The 13,590-nt window shown below is 66.7% G+C and carries 14 protein-coding genes; 4 read left to right on the forward strand and 10 right to left on the reverse strand.

Annotated elements, in window-relative coordinates; all coding sequences use genetic code 11:
- Positions 1-8 precede the first annotated feature (8 nt).
- Complete coding sequence (gene rsgA, locus AC1DYL_RS22105; protein WP_477174796.1) at positions 9-1,013, reverse strand: ribosome small subunit-dependent GTPase A; 1,005 nt, start codon at positions 1,011-1,013, stop codon at positions 9-11.
- Positions 1,014-1,316: 303 nt separating this feature from the next.
- Between rsgA and atzF the strand changes: the two genes are divergently transcribed.
- Positions 1,317-3,032 carry an allophanate hydrolase gene (atzF, locus tag AC1DYL_RS22110; protein ID WP_477174797.1) on the forward strand — a complete coding sequence of 572 codons (1,716 nt, stop codon included), beginning with the start codon at positions 1,317-1,319 and terminating at the stop codon, positions 3,030-3,032.
- 201 nt (positions 3,033-3,233) lie between these two features.
- Here the strand turns inward: atzF and AC1DYL_RS22115 are convergent, their stop codons facing one another.
- The 8 genes from AC1DYL_RS22115 to AC1DYL_RS22150 all read right to left on the reverse strand — a co-directional run bounded on the left by AC1DYL_RS22115 (position 3,234) and on the right by AC1DYL_RS22150 (position 10,829).
- Positions 3,234-3,875, reverse strand: a complete 642-nt coding sequence (locus AC1DYL_RS22115; protein WP_477152187.1) for a GntR family transcriptional regulator — start codon at positions 3,873-3,875, stop codon at positions 3,234-3,236.
- 74 nt (positions 3,876-3,949) lie between these two features.
- The gene (gene hpxZ / locus AC1DYL_RS22120; RefSeq protein WP_477174829.1) at positions 3,950-4,330 is read right to left on the reverse strand and encodes an oxalurate catabolism protein HpxZ; all 381 of its coding nucleotides are present in this window, start codon (positions 4,328-4,330) and stop codon (positions 3,950-3,952) included.
- The gene (locus AC1DYL_RS22125) at positions 4,330-4,995 is read right to left on the reverse strand and encodes a cysteine hydrolase family protein (RefSeq protein ID WP_477174798.1); all 666 of its coding nucleotides are present in this window, start codon (positions 4,993-4,995) and stop codon (positions 4,330-4,332) included. The genes hpxZ and AC1DYL_RS22125 overlap by 1 nt, the downstream gene beginning before the upstream one ends.
- A 246-nt stretch (positions 4,996-5,241) precedes the next feature.
- Positions 5,242-6,756 (reverse strand): ABC transporter ATP-binding protein, encoded by a 1,515-nt coding sequence (locus AC1DYL_RS22130; protein WP_477174799.1) that lies wholly within the window; start codon positions 6,754-6,756, stop codon positions 5,242-5,244.
- Positions 6,756-7,466 (reverse strand): biuret amidohydrolase, encoded by a 711-nt coding sequence (biuH, locus tag AC1DYL_RS22135; RefSeq protein ID WP_477174830.1) that lies wholly within the window; start codon positions 7,464-7,466, stop codon positions 6,756-6,758. Before biuH ends, AC1DYL_RS22130 begins: the two co-directional genes overlap by 1 nt.
- 22 nt (positions 7,467-7,488) lie before the next feature.
- Positions 7,489-8,406 carry an ABC transporter permease gene (locus AC1DYL_RS22140; protein ID WP_477174800.1) on the reverse strand — a complete coding sequence of 306 codons (918 nt, stop codon included), beginning with the start codon at positions 8,404-8,406 and terminating at the stop codon, positions 7,489-7,491.
- Positions 8,406-9,521, reverse strand: coding sequence for an ABC transporter permease (locus AC1DYL_RS22145; RefSeq protein ID WP_477174801.1), 1,116 nt, complete (start codon positions 9,519-9,521; stop codon positions 8,406-8,408). The genes AC1DYL_RS22140 and AC1DYL_RS22145 overlap by 1 nt, the downstream gene beginning before the upstream one ends.
- A 204-nt stretch (positions 9,522-9,725) precedes the next feature.
- Complete coding sequence (locus AC1DYL_RS22150) at positions 9,726-10,829, reverse strand: BMP family ABC transporter substrate-binding protein (protein ID WP_477152180.1); 1,104 nt, start codon at positions 10,827-10,829, stop codon at positions 9,726-9,728.
- Between the two features lie 282 nt (positions 10,830-11,111).
- Here AC1DYL_RS22150 and AC1DYL_RS22155 point away from each other — a divergent pair, with 282 nt between their 5' ends.
- From AC1DYL_RS22155 to AC1DYL_RS22165, 3 genes are read left to right on the forward strand one after another with little or no spacing between them, the layout of a single operon-like run.
- Positions 11,112-11,723, forward strand: a complete 612-nt coding sequence (locus tag AC1DYL_RS22155; protein WP_477174802.1) for a Rieske 2Fe-2S domain-containing protein — start codon at positions 11,112-11,114, stop codon at positions 11,721-11,723.
- Positions 11,720-12,580 (forward strand): aromatic ring-hydroxylating dioxygenase subunit alpha, encoded by an 861-nt coding sequence (locus tag AC1DYL_RS22160; protein WP_477174803.1) that lies wholly within the window; start codon positions 11,720-11,722, stop codon positions 12,578-12,580. Before AC1DYL_RS22155 ends, AC1DYL_RS22160 begins: the two co-directional genes overlap by 4 nt.
- Entirely contained in the window at positions 12,573-13,196 is a 624-nt protein-coding gene (locus AC1DYL_RS22165; protein WP_477174804.1) for a glutathione S-transferase family protein, read from the forward strand. Before AC1DYL_RS22160 ends, AC1DYL_RS22165 begins: the two co-directional genes overlap by 8 nt.
- A 3-nt stretch (positions 13,197-13,199) precedes the next feature.
- Here the strand turns inward: AC1DYL_RS22165 and AC1DYL_RS22170 are convergent, their stop codons facing one another.
- Positions 13,200-13,508 carry an acylphosphatase gene (locus tag AC1DYL_RS22170; RefSeq protein ID WP_477174805.1) on the reverse strand — a complete coding sequence of 103 codons (309 nt, stop codon included), beginning with the start codon at positions 13,506-13,508 and terminating at the stop codon, positions 13,200-13,202.
- Positions 13,509-13,590: the final 82 nt, after the last annotated feature.

Below are 13,590 nucleotides of genomic sequence, written 5' to 3' on the forward strand. Positions count from 1 at the left end.
GGCCGCCCTCAACGCCTGCCGCGCCCCGACACCGATCCCGCCTGCGGCCCTGAGTTGCCGCTGTTCTCGAGCTGCAGCTTCCGCCAGCGCGCCAGCCGATCGGCGTCCAGCGTTCCAGCCGCTATCGCGGCCTGCACCGCGCAGCCCGGCTCGTGGCTGTGCGTGCAGTTGCGGAACTTGCACAGCGGCGCCAGCTCGGTGATCTCAGCGAACAGCGTGCCGATGCCCCCAGCCACGTCGCTCAGTTGCAGCGAGCGTATGCCGGGCGTGTCGATCACCCAGCCTCCACCCGCAATCGGATGCATCGAGCGCGATGTGGTGGTGTGTCGCCCCTTGGCGTCATGCTCGCGTACCGCGCCGGTCTCCTGCACCGCACCTCGCCCGACCAGCGAATTCACCAACGTCGACTTGCCGACCCCGGACGAGCCGACCACCGCCACGGTCTGCCCCGGCCCGCACCACTCCGACAGGATGCTTGCGGCACCAGCAAGCCGCGGGTTCAGCGTGACCACCGGCAAGTCGCGCTGCAGCTCCGCTGCCTGCCGCTGATACTCGGCCGGATCATCCGCCACGTCGGCTTTCGTCAGCACGATCACCGGCGTCGTCCCGGCCTCGTTGGCGAACGCCAGGTAGCGCTCGAGCCGCGCGACGTTGAAATCGGCGTTGCATGAGGTCACGATGAACAAGCTGTCGACATTGGCAGCGGCCAGCTGCGGCACCCTCCGCCCCTGACCGGTCCGCTGCAGCAATGTCTTGCGCTCGAGGCGCCGCGTCAGCAACCCGCTCAGCGGGTCGGCCAGCACCCAGTCCCCGACCGCGAAATCCCCGGTATTGGTCCGCGGCGGCAGCCCCAGCGCGCCCGGTCCGCCCTCCAGCATCACCTCGAGTTCGGTACGATGCACCGACGCGACGCGACGCGGCATCAGCACGCTTTCGTCAGCTTCGACCTGCTCCTCAAAGAACTCCGACCAGCCCAGACTCTGCAACAACCGGCTGGCCTCGCTATCCCGCATCCGTGTCCCTTTGATTGCGCCCAGCGGCGCCCGATCCCGCCGCCAGATGGGGCGGGTGCGAAGCTACCACGCCCGCCGACCCAGTCCCATCCGGATACTGCAGTTTGCCTGGTCAGATCTCGCCAGCCGGCTCGCGATTGCCCGCCGCCTCGTCAACCCGAATATGCTCATATCGAGGGCATTCTGTGTCCACGCGCCAACGCTGCGCATATATGTCGCTACACCACCTTCAATGCACACATCTGGGTGGGCGACGCTCCAAAATCTGTGCATGATGTTTGGACGAGCATCGAGGACCACCCCTTGCAGCAGATCTCTCCCGTCGCAGCAGTGCAGCGTGCCTTTGCGGCACTGCGTGAATACGAAGACAGCGCGCTGTTCATCGGCCTCAAATCCGAAGCCAGCGCTCTCGCCGAAGCCCAGGCACTCGAAGCCGCCGGCCCTGCCGGCAAGCCGTTGTTCGGCCTGGTCTTCGCCGTCAAGGACAACATCGACGCCGCCGGCCTCCCGACCACTGCCGCCTGCCCCGATTTCACCTACTCGCCCGAGCGTTCCGCCTTCGTCGTCGCCCGGCTCGAAGCGGCCGGCGCCATCGTCCTCGGCAAGACCAATCTCGATCAGTTCGCCACCGGCCTCGTCGGCGTGCGCTCGCCCTACGGCGTGCCGCGCAACGTGCAGCGCCCCGATCTCATCCCCGGCGGCTCGAGCTCCGGCTCAGCCGTCGCCGTCGCCGCTGGCATCGTCGATTTCTCCCTCGGCACCGACACCGCGGGCTCCGGCCGCATCCCCGCCGGCATGAACGGCATCGTCGGGCTGAAACCGACCCTCGGCCTGTTGTCCGCGACCGGCATGGTCCCCGCCTGCCGCACCCTCGACACCATCTCGATCTTCGCCCGCGACATCGCCATGGCCATGCGCGTTGCCGAAGTCGCGGCCGGCTACGACGCCGCCGACGCCTACTCGCGGCAGCTACCGGCCCCCACGCTGTCGGCGCCGCCGCCCCACCCGCGCATCGGCGTGCCGATCCCGGCCCAGCGCAAGTTCTTCGGCGATTCCGCCGCCGAGGCCTCCTATGCCGAAGACCTGCAGCGCCTCGCCGCCCTCGGCGCCGAGATCATCGAGCTCGATTTCGAGCCGCTGCACGCCGTCGCCCGCCTGCTCTACGAAGGCCCGTGGGTGGCCGAGCGCTACGCCGCCACCAGGCGCCTGCTCGAAACCAGCCCCGTCTCCTTCCACCCGGTGACGCGAACGATCATCGAAGGCGCGCGCGGCCTCACCGCGGTCTCCGCCTTCGAGGCCACCTACAAGCTGATGGACCTGAAGCGCGCCGTAGCGCCGCTCCTCGCCAACCTCGATTGCCTCGCCGTGCCCACCGTTCCGCGCGCCTATACCGTCGCCGAGCTCAACGCCGACCCCATCACCCTCAACTCCAATCTCGGCAGCTACACCAATTTCGTGAACCTGCTCGACATGGCCGCCATCGCCGTGCCGACCGGCACCCGCAGTGACGGCCTGCGCGGCAGCATCACGCTGATCGGCCGCGCCAACAGCGACGGCCACCTCGCCGGTCTCGGCGCTGCACTCATGGGCGAACCGCTGACCGCACCAGCCCATGCCAGCCCCGACCGCATCGAAATCGCCGTGGTCGGTGCCCATCTCTCCGGCCTCCCCCTCAATGGCGAACTGACCGCGCTGGGCGGCGGCTTCATCCGCACCGCCGACACCGCACCCGACTACCGCCTGTTCGCCCTTCCCGGCACCACCCCGCCAAAACCCGGCCTCCTCCGCGTCGCCGCCGGCACCGGCACTGCCATCGCCACCGAAATCTGGTCGCTCGACCCCGCCGGTTTCGGCGCCTTCGTAGCCAAAATCCCGGCCCCTCTCGGCATCGGCACCCTGCGCTTCGCCGACGGCAGCACCGCCAAAGGCTTCCTCGTCGAAGCCGAGGCGGTCAACGGTGCACGCGATATCTCGGAATTCGGCGGCTGGCGGAAGTTTCTGGCCAAGGCCTCAGTCTAGCGGTGACCCACCGGTCTACCTTCTCCCCTTGCGGGAGAAGGTGGCGCGAAGCGCCGGATGAGGGGTCCCGCAACCGCAGGTTGCGCGATCGGAGCGTAGCGACGAACGACGGTGTGCGCGGAGACAACCCCTCATCCGCCCTTCGGGCATCTTCTCCCACAAGGGGAGAAGGCGCTCCCACACCGCTGTGGCTGTTCTGCACTATCCCCGGCTCAACCGCTCATAAGCATCGCCGACGATCGCAATATGCTGCCGCATCGCCGCCTCGGCCTCACCCCGATCCCCGCGCAAGATCGCCTCGACGATCAGCCCGTGCTCGGTATGCGACTGCGCCAGCCGCCCGCGCGCGCCGAACTGCGCCCGCCGGAACGGCTGCAACCGCTGCCGCGTCGAAACGGTGATCTCGCGCAGGTAGCCATTGTGCGCCCCGTCATAGATCGCCGTGTGGAACGCATCGTTCGCCTCGGCATAGCCCGTCGCGTCGCCGGCCCGGACGATACCGGCCATCGCGCTGTGCTGTGCATCGAGCGCGTCCCGTTCCGCAGCCGTCATCATCACGGCGCAGAGCCCGGCGCACAGCGCCTCGAGATACCCCATCACCTCGAACATCCCGGCCAGTTCCGCCGGCGCCGGCTTCGCCACCAGCGCCCGCGCATGCGGCTTCTGGTCCACCAGCCCGCTCGCCGCCAGCAGCCGCAGCGCGTCGCGCACCGGGGTACGCGACACCGCGAACTCACCGGCCAGCAGCGTCTCGTCCAGTGGTGTGCCCGGCTCCAGCTCGCCGGCAATGATGCGGCTCGCCAGCACGCGGCGAATTTCCTCGCCGGAGGTGCGTTTCAGCATAGTCCCCTCTAGTCTCAGTCACTTCTTGGCGCGCTTCCGAACCGGAAAAGTCTGCAACTCTTCCTGAAAGCGCTCTAGTCGTCGATGACGCTGACATGCGCCGCGGCGACACGCCAGCCATTCGGCATCCGTATCCACGTCTGCATCTGCCGTCCAACCCTGCCGGGCGCATCGTCGCGGTAAAACAACGTCGAGGCCGTAGCCACGTCCCGGCCATAGGTGGTGATCACCGTCTCCTCCAGCCGCCGCGACAGCCCCGCCGATGGCCGCGACAGCCGGAACTCCCGGATCGCCTTGATGCCATAGAGGTTCTCGCCGATGCCGTAGCGGATGGTCACCGGGCTATCGAGGAACAGTTCGTCGAGCACCGCCACGTCATTGCTCACCAGCGCCGCCTCATAGCGCGCGAACACCGCCTCCACCTCAGTAACGACAGCCGGGTCGTTGATGATCATCACGCCGAGACCGCATCCCGCAACGCCGCCAGCGGCGTCACCCAGCCGACAATGCCGCCCTGCGCCGCAATCATCGCCAGCGTTGCCGCCTTGAACTCGGGGAAATAGCTCTCTGTCGCATCCTCGATCAGCAGGCACTCGTAGCCGCGATCGTTGGCCTCGCGCATCGAGGTCTGCACGCAGACCTCCGTCGTCACCCCCGCAAACACCAGGTGCGTAACTCCGAGTGCCTGCAGGCGCTCGTGGATGCCGGTAGCCCAGAACATCCCCTTTCCCGGCTTGTCGATAACGATCTCCCCATCCACCGGCGCCAGCGCCGCGACGATCTGGTTGCCCGGCTCGCCCGTAACCAGCAGCCGCCCCATGGCCCCGGTCTCCCCGATATGAAGGCGCGGGTTGCCGCGCCGGATCTTCGAGGGCGGGCAGTCGCTGAGATCCGGCTTGTGCGCCTCGCGTGTGTGGATAACCAACCAGCCCTGCTGGCGGAACAGCCCGATCAGCGCCGCCGTCGTCGGGATGATCGCCTCGAGCCGCGCCACGTCGTTGCCCAGCGAGTCCCCGAACCCACCCCGCTCGATGAAATCGCGCTGCATATCGATCACCACCAGCGCGGTGTGCGCCGGGTCGAGCTCGTAGGGATAGGGCCGCGATGGAACAGAGATCATTGGCGGACGCTGACGATGAAGGAGCCGCGGCAGGGGATATGGATGGCGAGGTAGTCGGGGGGGCCGACGTGCCACTGGCGGTGCGGTGAGAGGCTGGTGCGCTCCGTCGCGCCAAACAGTATGGTGAGGGGGCCTCGCACCCTGCCACGGACCCAATTGAAGGCCCCCTCACCCGGCGCTGCACGCCGCCAGCTTCCGCCCCAAACCCGAGGTTTCGTCTGCCCTGTCGCGGCTACAGCGCCCATCTCAGTGTCCCGCCATGTGTTGACCGATGGTATTCCGGTCGGTGTCCTCGATGCGCGACACGTAGTTGATCGTGCCGCCACTCATCACCGCCACCCGGTCGGCGAGTTCGAGAATCTCGTCGAGGTCCTCGCTCACCAGCAGCACTGCCGCGCCGCGGTTGCGTTGCTCCATGATCTGGCTGCGGATGTCCGCCACCGAAGCGAAATCCAGCCCGAAGCAGGGGTTGGCGACGATCAGCACATCGACATCGCCGCTGAGCTCCCGCGCCAGCACCGCGCGCTGCACGTTGCCGCCCGACAGCGTCTCGATCGGTGCATCCGGCCCCTGCGTTTTCACCCGGTACTTGGCGATCAGCTCTTTCGCCTTCTCACGCATCGGCCCCGGCGACATCCACCAGCCGAGCTTCGCCACCGGCGGCTTGTCGAACGAGCGGAACGCCAGGTTTTCGGCCACGCTCATCCGCGGCACCGTGGCGTTCTTCAGCGGCTCCTCGGGCAACCCGAACACCTTGTAGCGATCGAACGAACCGCGCTTCGGCTGGAACTGCTCGCCGTTGATGAAGATCGCGCCATCCGACAGCGGCCGCTGCCCCGAGAGCGCCTCGACCAGCGCCGATTGCCCGTTGCCCGACACTCCGGCGATGCCGACGATCTCGCCCGATTTCACCTTGAGGTTCACCGCCTTGATCGCCGGCAACCCGTCACTGTCCTCGGCGAACAGCCCGGCCAGTTCCAGCCGGTCGGCGCCCTCGTTGTGCTTCTTTCGAGAAGCGCGCTCGAGGATCTTGGTGTCGCCGATCATCATGTTGCTCATGTCGGGAACGCTCACCGCCTTGGCGTCACCCGCCCCGGTGAAGCGACCGCGCCGCAGCACCGTGAAGTGGTCGCAAAACGCCTTCACCTCGCGGAACTTGTGCGAGATCATCAGCACGGTGATCTCCTTGCGGTCCGCCATGCCGCCGAGCAGCCCGAGCATCTCGTCGGCCTCGCCCGGCGTCAGCACCGAGGTCGGCTCGTCCAAAATCATGAAGCGCTGGTCGAGATAGAGCAGCTTCAGTATCTCGAGCTTCTGCTTCTCACCCGCCGACAGCTGGCTAGTCTGCGTGTTCATCGGCACCCGGAACGGCATCTGCTCCATGAAGGCGTCGAGGTGCTTCCTCTCTTTCGCCCAGTCGATGATCGCAGGCGCATCGGCGCGCGAAATCACGAGGTTCTCCGCACCGGTCAGGCACGGCACCAGCGTGAACTGCTGGTAGACCATGCCGATTCCATTGGCTCGCGCGTCACGCGGCGACTTGATCGAGACCTCCCTGCCGTCGAGCGTCACCTGCCCCTTGTCGGCGCTGTAGAAGCCCATGATGCACTTCACCAAGGTCGACTTGCCGGCGCCGTTCTCGCCGAGCAGCGCATGGAACGACCCCGCCTCGACCTTGATCGACACATCGTCGAGCGCCACCAGCGGCCCGAAGATCTTGGTCATCCCGATAGCTTCGAGCGACGGAGCGCGACCTTCCATCACAGCACCTCCATCAGCGCGGCAGAGGTCGAAACAGCGCCGAACACCCCGCCCTGCATCTTGATCATGTCGATGGCGGCGAGGTGGTTGTCGTACTTGGTCGCGGCACAACAATCCTCGAGCAGCACGCACTCGAAGCCACGATCGTTCGCCTCGCGCATCGTGGTGTGGACGCACACATCTGTGGTGATCCCCGTGAGCACGATGTTGCGAATACCCTTGAGCCTCAGGATCAGCTCGAGATCGGTGGAGGCAAACGAGCCCTTCCCCGGCTTGTCGATGATCGCCTCGCCCGGCAGCGGCGCCAGCTCGGGGATGATCTCCCAGCCCGGCTCGCCGCGCACCAGGATGCGCCCCTGCGGCCCCTGGTCGCCGATGCCCGCGCCGATCCGCTGCGAGCGCCAGCGCTTATTGGCGGGCAGGTCCGAGAGGTCCGGCTTATGCCCCTCACGGGTGTGGATGATCGGATAACCCTTGGCGCGGAAGGCGGCCATCAACCGCTTCAGCGGCTCGATCGGCGCACGGGTCAGGGAAATGTCGTAGCCCATCGAGTCGACATAGCCACCGGGTCCGCAGAAGTCGGTCTGCATGTCGATGACAACAAGCACCGTGTTGTCGGGCCTCAGATCCCCGTCATAGGGCCACGGATAGGGCGTCGAGGCGATGGTTTTGCCACCCGCCACCAAGGCCGCATCAATCCGCTCGTCCATGGAACTGGTCATCGGGCCGGCCTCACTTGGTGATCGACAGTTCGCCCGGCACATCCCGCGCCGAGGCCTTGGAGCCGGCAGAAATGATCATGATGATCAGCGTCAGGATGTAGGGGGCGGCGTTGAAGAAGTAGTAGCCCTGCGAGATGCCGATCGATTGCAGCGACGGGCCGATGGCGCCGGCCGCGCCGAACAGCAGCGCCGCGAAGATGCACTTGATCGGGTCCCAGCGCGCAAAGATCACCAGCGCCACAGCCATCAGCCCCTGCCCGGAACTGAGCCCCTGGTTCCAGCTGCCCGGATAGTAGAGCGACAGGAACGCGCCGCCGATGCCGGCGAGGAACCCGCCCGCCGCCGTCGCGAGAAACCGCACCAGGTCGACCGACACACCCATCGCCTTGGCCGACGCGGCGCTGTCGCCGGTCATCCGCACGATTAGGCCCCACTTGGTGTTCTTGAACGCCCAGAACATGAACACCGCCAGCGCGATGCCGACGAAGAACAGCGGGTTGACCTGCAGCGCCTGCGCCAGAGCGGGATTGCCGGTCCAATCGCCGAGCGGAATGGCGTCGAGCCGCGGCGCGGTAGGCTGGATGAACGGCTTGCCGAAGAAGAAGGCGATGCCGGTGCCGAAGCTCATCATGGCGATGCCGACGGCGATGTCGTTCACCTTGGGCAGCTTGCAGATGTAGCCGTGCAGTGCCCCGAGAAAGAGCCCGGAGCCGCCGGCCGCCAGCACGCCCAGCCAGGCATTGCCGGTGAGATAGGACACCGCATAGGCGACCATCGCGCCGAGCACGAGGTTGCCCTCGAGCCCCAGGTTGATGCGGCCCGATTTCTCGGTAAGCGTCTCCCCCAGTGCCACGAACATGAATGGCGTCGACACCCGGATGGCGCCGCCGAGCATGGCGATGAGGACGGTGATCAGCGCGTTGTCCATCAGGTGCGATCCCCCGTTGCCTTGGGCTGAAACAGCTTGAAGCGGCCGTAGAACGTCTCGGACACCAGCAGCACCACGAACATAATGCCCTGCAGCACCAGGATCGTCGCATCCGGCATCCCCATGCGCCGCTGGATCACCCCGCCTGCCGCCGCCAGCGCGCCGAACAGGATGGCCACCGGGATCACCGCCAGCGGGTTCTGCCGCGCGAGGAAGGCGACAAGAATGCCGGTGAAGCCGTAGCCCGCAACCAGCGAGGCGTTAGCCTGCCCATGGATCGCCGCCACTTCGAAGAAGCCAGCAAGCCCGGCGCAGGCCCCGGCAATGGCGCAGCAGATCACCATCAGCCAGCCTACCGGCAGGCCCTGCGCCCGGGCGGCACGCAGGTTTCCGCCGGTCATCCGCGCGGCGAAGCCAAACGTCGTGCGGCTCATCAGCACCCACAGCAGGATGGCGAGCACGACGCCAGCGGCAAAGCCCCAGTGCACATCGGTGCCGGGGATCGAGCCGATCCGGTAGGCGTCGCCTATCGGCATGGTCGAGGGCTTATTGGCCGAGGCCGGGTCGCGCAGCGCCCCCTCGACGAAGAAGTTCATGATGGCGATGGCGATGTAGCTCATCAGCAGCGAGGCGATGGTCTCGTTGACCCCGCGCGAGTATTTCAGCCAGCCGGTGAACCCGACCCACAGCCCGCCGGTCAGCATGCCAGTCGCCGCCATGATCAGCAGCGTCACCGGCACCGGCACGGCGTTCGTAACCAGCGGAATGGCAATCGCCGCCGCCGTGAACCCGCCCAGCACCAGCGCGCCCTCGCCACCGATCATGGTCAGCCCGATCCGCGCCGGAGTGGCGAACGCGAGCCCCGTCAGGATCAGCGGCGCAGCGCGCTGCAGCGAATTCTGGATGGAAAACGAGGAACCGAACCCACCGGTCCAGATCAGCCCGTACAGCGTCAGCGGATCCTTGCCGATGACCAGCAGGAACACCGCGAAGATCAGCCCGGAGACGATCACCGCACCAACCGGAATGGCGAGGGACTCCGCGAAGCGGAGCAACTGCATGTTCGATCCGGTCTTGGCCGGGATGGCTGTGGTGTCGGCGGTCTGAACGGTCATGCACTGCTCCGTTGGCCGGAGGGTGGGGCCACCCCCACCCTTGATCCCTCCCCGCAAGGGGGAGGGAGACGACTGCTGCTTCGGAGTGCCTTATCTCCCGGCTCTTGCGCCTCCCTCCCCCTTGTGGGGAGGGTAGCGCAGCTAGCCGCAACGCGGCCCAGCGGAGCTAGGGTGGGGGTAAGCCACACGCTCCGATCTGGAGCCTCAGGTGATCGAACCCTGCACGCCCTCGAGCAGCCAGTTCATGCCGTCGAGATACGGGTCGTAATTGTCGTAGTCCTTGTCGACCACGACGTTGCCGGCATTGTCCTTGAGCGTACCCTTGTAGATCGGCGCTCCCGCGACCAGCGCTGCGATCGCCGCATCAGCGGCGGCGATCGCCTCGGGCGTCGCGCCAGCGCCATAGGGTGTGTTGCGCAGCATGTCGTTGTTGTAGCCGCCGACGAGGAAGTTCGGCGGGGTTTTGCCGGCCGCGATGTCGTCGGCGTAGGACTTGTAGATCGTCTCCCACTTGTACTCGGCGCCGGTGATGAAGCCCTTCGGCGCCAGCGGCGCCTGCGAGGCGTTGTGGCCGGCGGTCTTCACGCCGCGGCCCTCGGCGGTCTCGATCACCACCTTGGGGCTATCCACGTGGCAGGTGATGACTTCGCAGCCGGCATCGACCAGCGCGTTGGTGGCTTCCGCCTCGCGCACTGGCAGGCTCCACTCGCCGGTGAAGATCACCTGCACCGTGGCGTTCGGGTTCACCGACCGCGCGCCGAGCAGAACCGAGTTGATGTTGGACAGCACCGACGGAATGGGCTTCGCCGCCACAAACCCGATCTTCCCGCCCGACGACAAGCCGGCAGCGACGCCGTTCACATAGTGCGCTTGGTTGAGGTACGGGAAATACGAGCCGGCGTTCTTCGGGTCGGCGTCCTTGTTCCACAGCGGCGCCGCATGCCGGAAGGTCACATCCGGATACTTCTTCGCCATGTCGACGACGAACGGGTTGTAATAGCCGAACGAGGTGGCGAGGATCAGGTTGGCCCCGTCGAGGTTGATCATCGACTCCATGGACTTGGCCACGGCGTCGGTTTCGGGCACGTTCTCTTCTTCCACCACGGTGATGCCGGGCAGTGCCTTCAGCGATTCCACCGATACGGCGTGCGCCTGGTTCCAGCCGAAATCGTCTTTCGGCCCGACATAGACGATGCCGAGCACGACGCTGGTCTGTGCCTTGGCGATTCCGAACGGCAGCGCCGACGCGGCAAACCCGGCTGCGCCGGCTTTAAGCAACGTACGGCGAGAGATAGCGTTGAATGTCATGACGTCTTCCCCTGGATTGCACCTTTGGGCGCCGCGGCCCAGCGCCGGTATCCGAGGGAGTCAATGCAAACCATGTGCCAACGCTAGATCGCTGCGCGCCGGAGATTTTCAGCCAGCAATTTCAGCTGGTTGGGTAGAACCGGCCCAATATTCGGCTTGCCCGGCGGCAGGGATGAATGCTTAATGACTTCGCATCGTGTTCGCAGTTGCCTGCGATTTAGGCATGCACCGGCGTGTTGCATACAATGCGTTGATAACTGCTAACGAGGCTCGTTTCGAACCATGGCCGCCTGGATACCGATTGCCCTGGGTCGCGACGTGCCGATCGGCGTCACCCGCGCCGTCATCGTGGACAACCGAGAGGTCGTCATCTGGCGCGGCGCCGATGGCGTAGCCCATGTATGGGAGGATCGCTGCCCGCACCGCGGGATGCGCCTGAGCCTCGGCTTCGTGCGCGACAACGCGCTGAACTGCCTCTACCACGGCTGGCAATACGGCTCTGGCTCGCAATGCCTCCGCATCCCCGCCCACCCCGACCTGACGGTACCGCCCACCATCCGCGCCAACGCCTACGCCGCAGCCGAAACCGGTGGAATGATCTGGATGAGCGCGGACACCGCCGATGTGCCCCCCGCCCTGCCCGAGCTGGCTCCCGTGGTCAGCCTCGCCGTCGAAGCCGCCCCGGCAGCCGTCCTCGGAGCCCTCGCCGGCACCGACGCAGCTCCAGTGGTCACCATCCCGCTCGCAGGCGAAACCCTGCACATAGGCTGGCACCGGGTGCACGCCAACAAGACCATGCTCCATGCCGCCATCACCAGCGCCGCCGACATCGCCGCCGCTACGGCGCACCTCCGCGCCCTCCGCAACAGTGTCGAACAGGGAGCCGCCGCATGAGCCTCACCGACGATCAGGCCGCGCTCGACCAGTGGTACACGCTCGGCGCGCTGCAGGATTTCCCCATGGGCGCCGTCCCGTCGCGCCTCCTCGGTGAAGACCTCACCGTCCGCCGCCTCGCCGATGGCGTCGAAGTCCGCGCTGCCGGCCGCACCCTGCCGGTCCGCACCGACTACGACCACCTGTGGACCAGCTTCGGCACCCCCGAACGCGGCCTGTTCGAACTGCCCGAAAGCCTCGAACCCGACCGCCGCCGAATCTATTGCGGCCCGGTCCGCGTCCGCGCCTCCGGCCTGCGGCTGGTCGAGAACTTCCTCGACCTCGCCCACTTCCCTTACGTTCACACCGACATCCTCGGCTCCGAGGAGCACCCGGAAGTCGCCAAATACGATGTCGAGCAACGCCGCGACGTCGACGAGCTATGGGCCACCAAGTGCGAGTTCTACCAGCCCAAGGCCGCCGCCGCGTCCGACGAAGGCCAGATCAGCAAGTACATGTACCGCGTGGTCAGCCCCTTCAACGTCATGCTCTACAAGACCCCGCCCACCGCGCCCAACCGCTGGGACGTCATCGCCCTGTTCGTCCAGCCGGTGGATGAGGCGGTGTCGGTGGCGCACGCCTTCATGCTTGTGATCGACGAGACCAGCACCGATGCCGAGCTCAGCGCCTTCCAGCAGATGATCTTCGTGCAGGACAAGATCGTGCTCGAAAACCAGCGCCCGTCGCTGTTGCCGCTGCAGCCGGGCCGCGAAACCCCGACCCGCGCCGACCTCAGTTCGGTGCTCTATCGCCGCTGGCTCAAGGAGAAGCAGCTCCGCTTCGGCACCGAACCCCGGACAGACATCCCGCATGCCTAAGCTCTACGACTACGTGCTCTCGGGCAGCTGCTACAAGGTGCGCCTGCTGCTCAGCATGCTCAGCGTCGCCCACGAAGTCGAAGCCGTCGACTTCTTCCCCGGCCGCCAGCACCAGCGCCCCGAATTCCTTGCCCTGAACCCCCTCGGCCAGCTCCCGGTGTTCGAGGACGATGGCCTAGTCCTCCGCGACGCCCAGGCCATCCTCGCCCACCTCGCCAACAAGTACGACACCTCAGGACAATGGCTGCCCCGCGACGACCGCTTCGGCCCAATAATGATGTGGCTGAGCTTCGCCGGCGGCGAGCTGATGGCCGTCTCCGCCGCCCGGATGATTGGGATGCTGAGCTATCCCGGCGATCTCGCCGCCCTGCAGGCCAAAGGCCGCGCCGCCCTCCGCCTCCTCGACGATCACCTCGCCGATCGCGCCCAGGCCGGCAAGCTGTGGATCGTCGGCGACCACCCGACCATCGCCGACATCGCCATGTTCCCCTATGTCGCACTGAGCCACGACGCCGGCATCGGCCACGAGGATTATCCGGCGATCAACCTCTGGCAGCGCCAGGTCAGGAAACTCCCCGGCTTCGTCGGCATGCCCGGCATCCCGGATTACTTCTGAGCGCTAACGCCGAACCTGAAACCCGTTCCCCACCGGCCCTGCCTCGTCCACTGCATCGATCGTCTCGACCAACGCATCGAGCGGCCCGAGCGTACACGCCATCTCCAGCGCCCCGACCAGCGCCTCCGGCCCCGCCGCAACCAGCGTCACCGCCTGCGCCCCATCGGCACGCACCCAGCCCCGGACATCGAGCCAGCGCGCCCGCTCCGCCACGAACTCGAGATAGGCCGCAACCTCCATCCGGCCGCTGATCACGTAGCGCCGGCTCACAGGCGCGCCGCCTTCGACATCGGTGGAGTACTCGTTACGCATGCTCAGATGTTATCGGCTTTCACCCGCGCCGTCGAACCGTGCTCCACCAGCGTCTGGCCCGCGAGCCCATCTCGGCCTAGAC

Source organism: Devosia sp. P1_H9 (assembly GCF_056405135.1).

Bases quoted from the DNA above. Each gene is read 5' to 3' on its own strand.
- AC1DYL_RS22150 (WP_477152180.1), bottom strand. From the start codon at position 10,829: ATGACATTCAACGCTATCTCTCGCCGTACGTTGCTTAAAGCCGGCGCA.
- AC1DYL_RS22125 (WP_477174798.1), bottom strand. From the start codon at position 4,995: ATGATCTCTGTTCCATCGCGGCCCTATCCCTACGAGCTCGACCCGGCG.
- AC1DYL_RS22165 (WP_477174804.1), top strand. From the start codon at position 12,573: ATGCCTAAGCTCTACGACTACGTGCTCTCGGGCAGCTGCTACAAGGTG.
- AC1DYL_RS22145 (WP_477174801.1), bottom strand. From the start codon at position 9,521: ATGACCGTTCAGACCGCCGACACCACAGCCATCCCGGCCAAGACCGGA.
- AC1DYL_RS22160 (WP_477174803.1), top strand. From the start codon at position 11,720: ATGAGCCTCACCGACGATCAGGCCGCGCTCGACCAGTGGTACACGCTC.
- AC1DYL_RS22170 (WP_477174805.1), bottom strand. From the start codon at position 13,508: ATGCGTAACGAGTACTCCACCGATGTCGAAGGCGGCGCGCCTGTGAGC.
- AC1DYL_RS22115 (WP_477152187.1), bottom strand. From the start codon at position 3,875: ATGCTGAAACGCACCTCCGGCGAGGAAATTCGCCGCGTGCTGGCGAGC.
- AC1DYL_RS22140 (WP_477174800.1), bottom strand. From the start codon at position 8,406: ATGGACAACGCGCTGATCACCGTCCTCATCGCCATGCTCGGCGGCGCC.
- AC1DYL_RS22130 (WP_477174799.1), bottom strand. From the start codon at position 6,756: ATGGAAGGTCGCGCTCCGTCGCTCGAAGCTATCGGGATGACCAAGATC.
- biuH (WP_477174830.1), bottom strand. From the start codon at position 7,466: ATGGACGAGCGGATTGATGCGGCCTTGGTGGCGGGTGGCAAAACCATC.
- hpxZ (WP_477174829.1), bottom strand. From the start codon at position 4,330: ATGATCATCAACGACCCGGCTGTCGTTACTGAGGTGGAGGCGGTGTTC.
- AC1DYL_RS22155 (WP_477174802.1), top strand. From the start codon at position 11,112: ATGGCCGCCTGGATACCGATTGCCCTGGGTCGCGACGTGCCGATCGGC.
- rsgA (WP_477174796.1), bottom strand. From the start codon at position 1,013: ATGCGGGATAGCGAGGCCAGCCGGTTGTTGCAGAGTCTGGGCTGGTCG.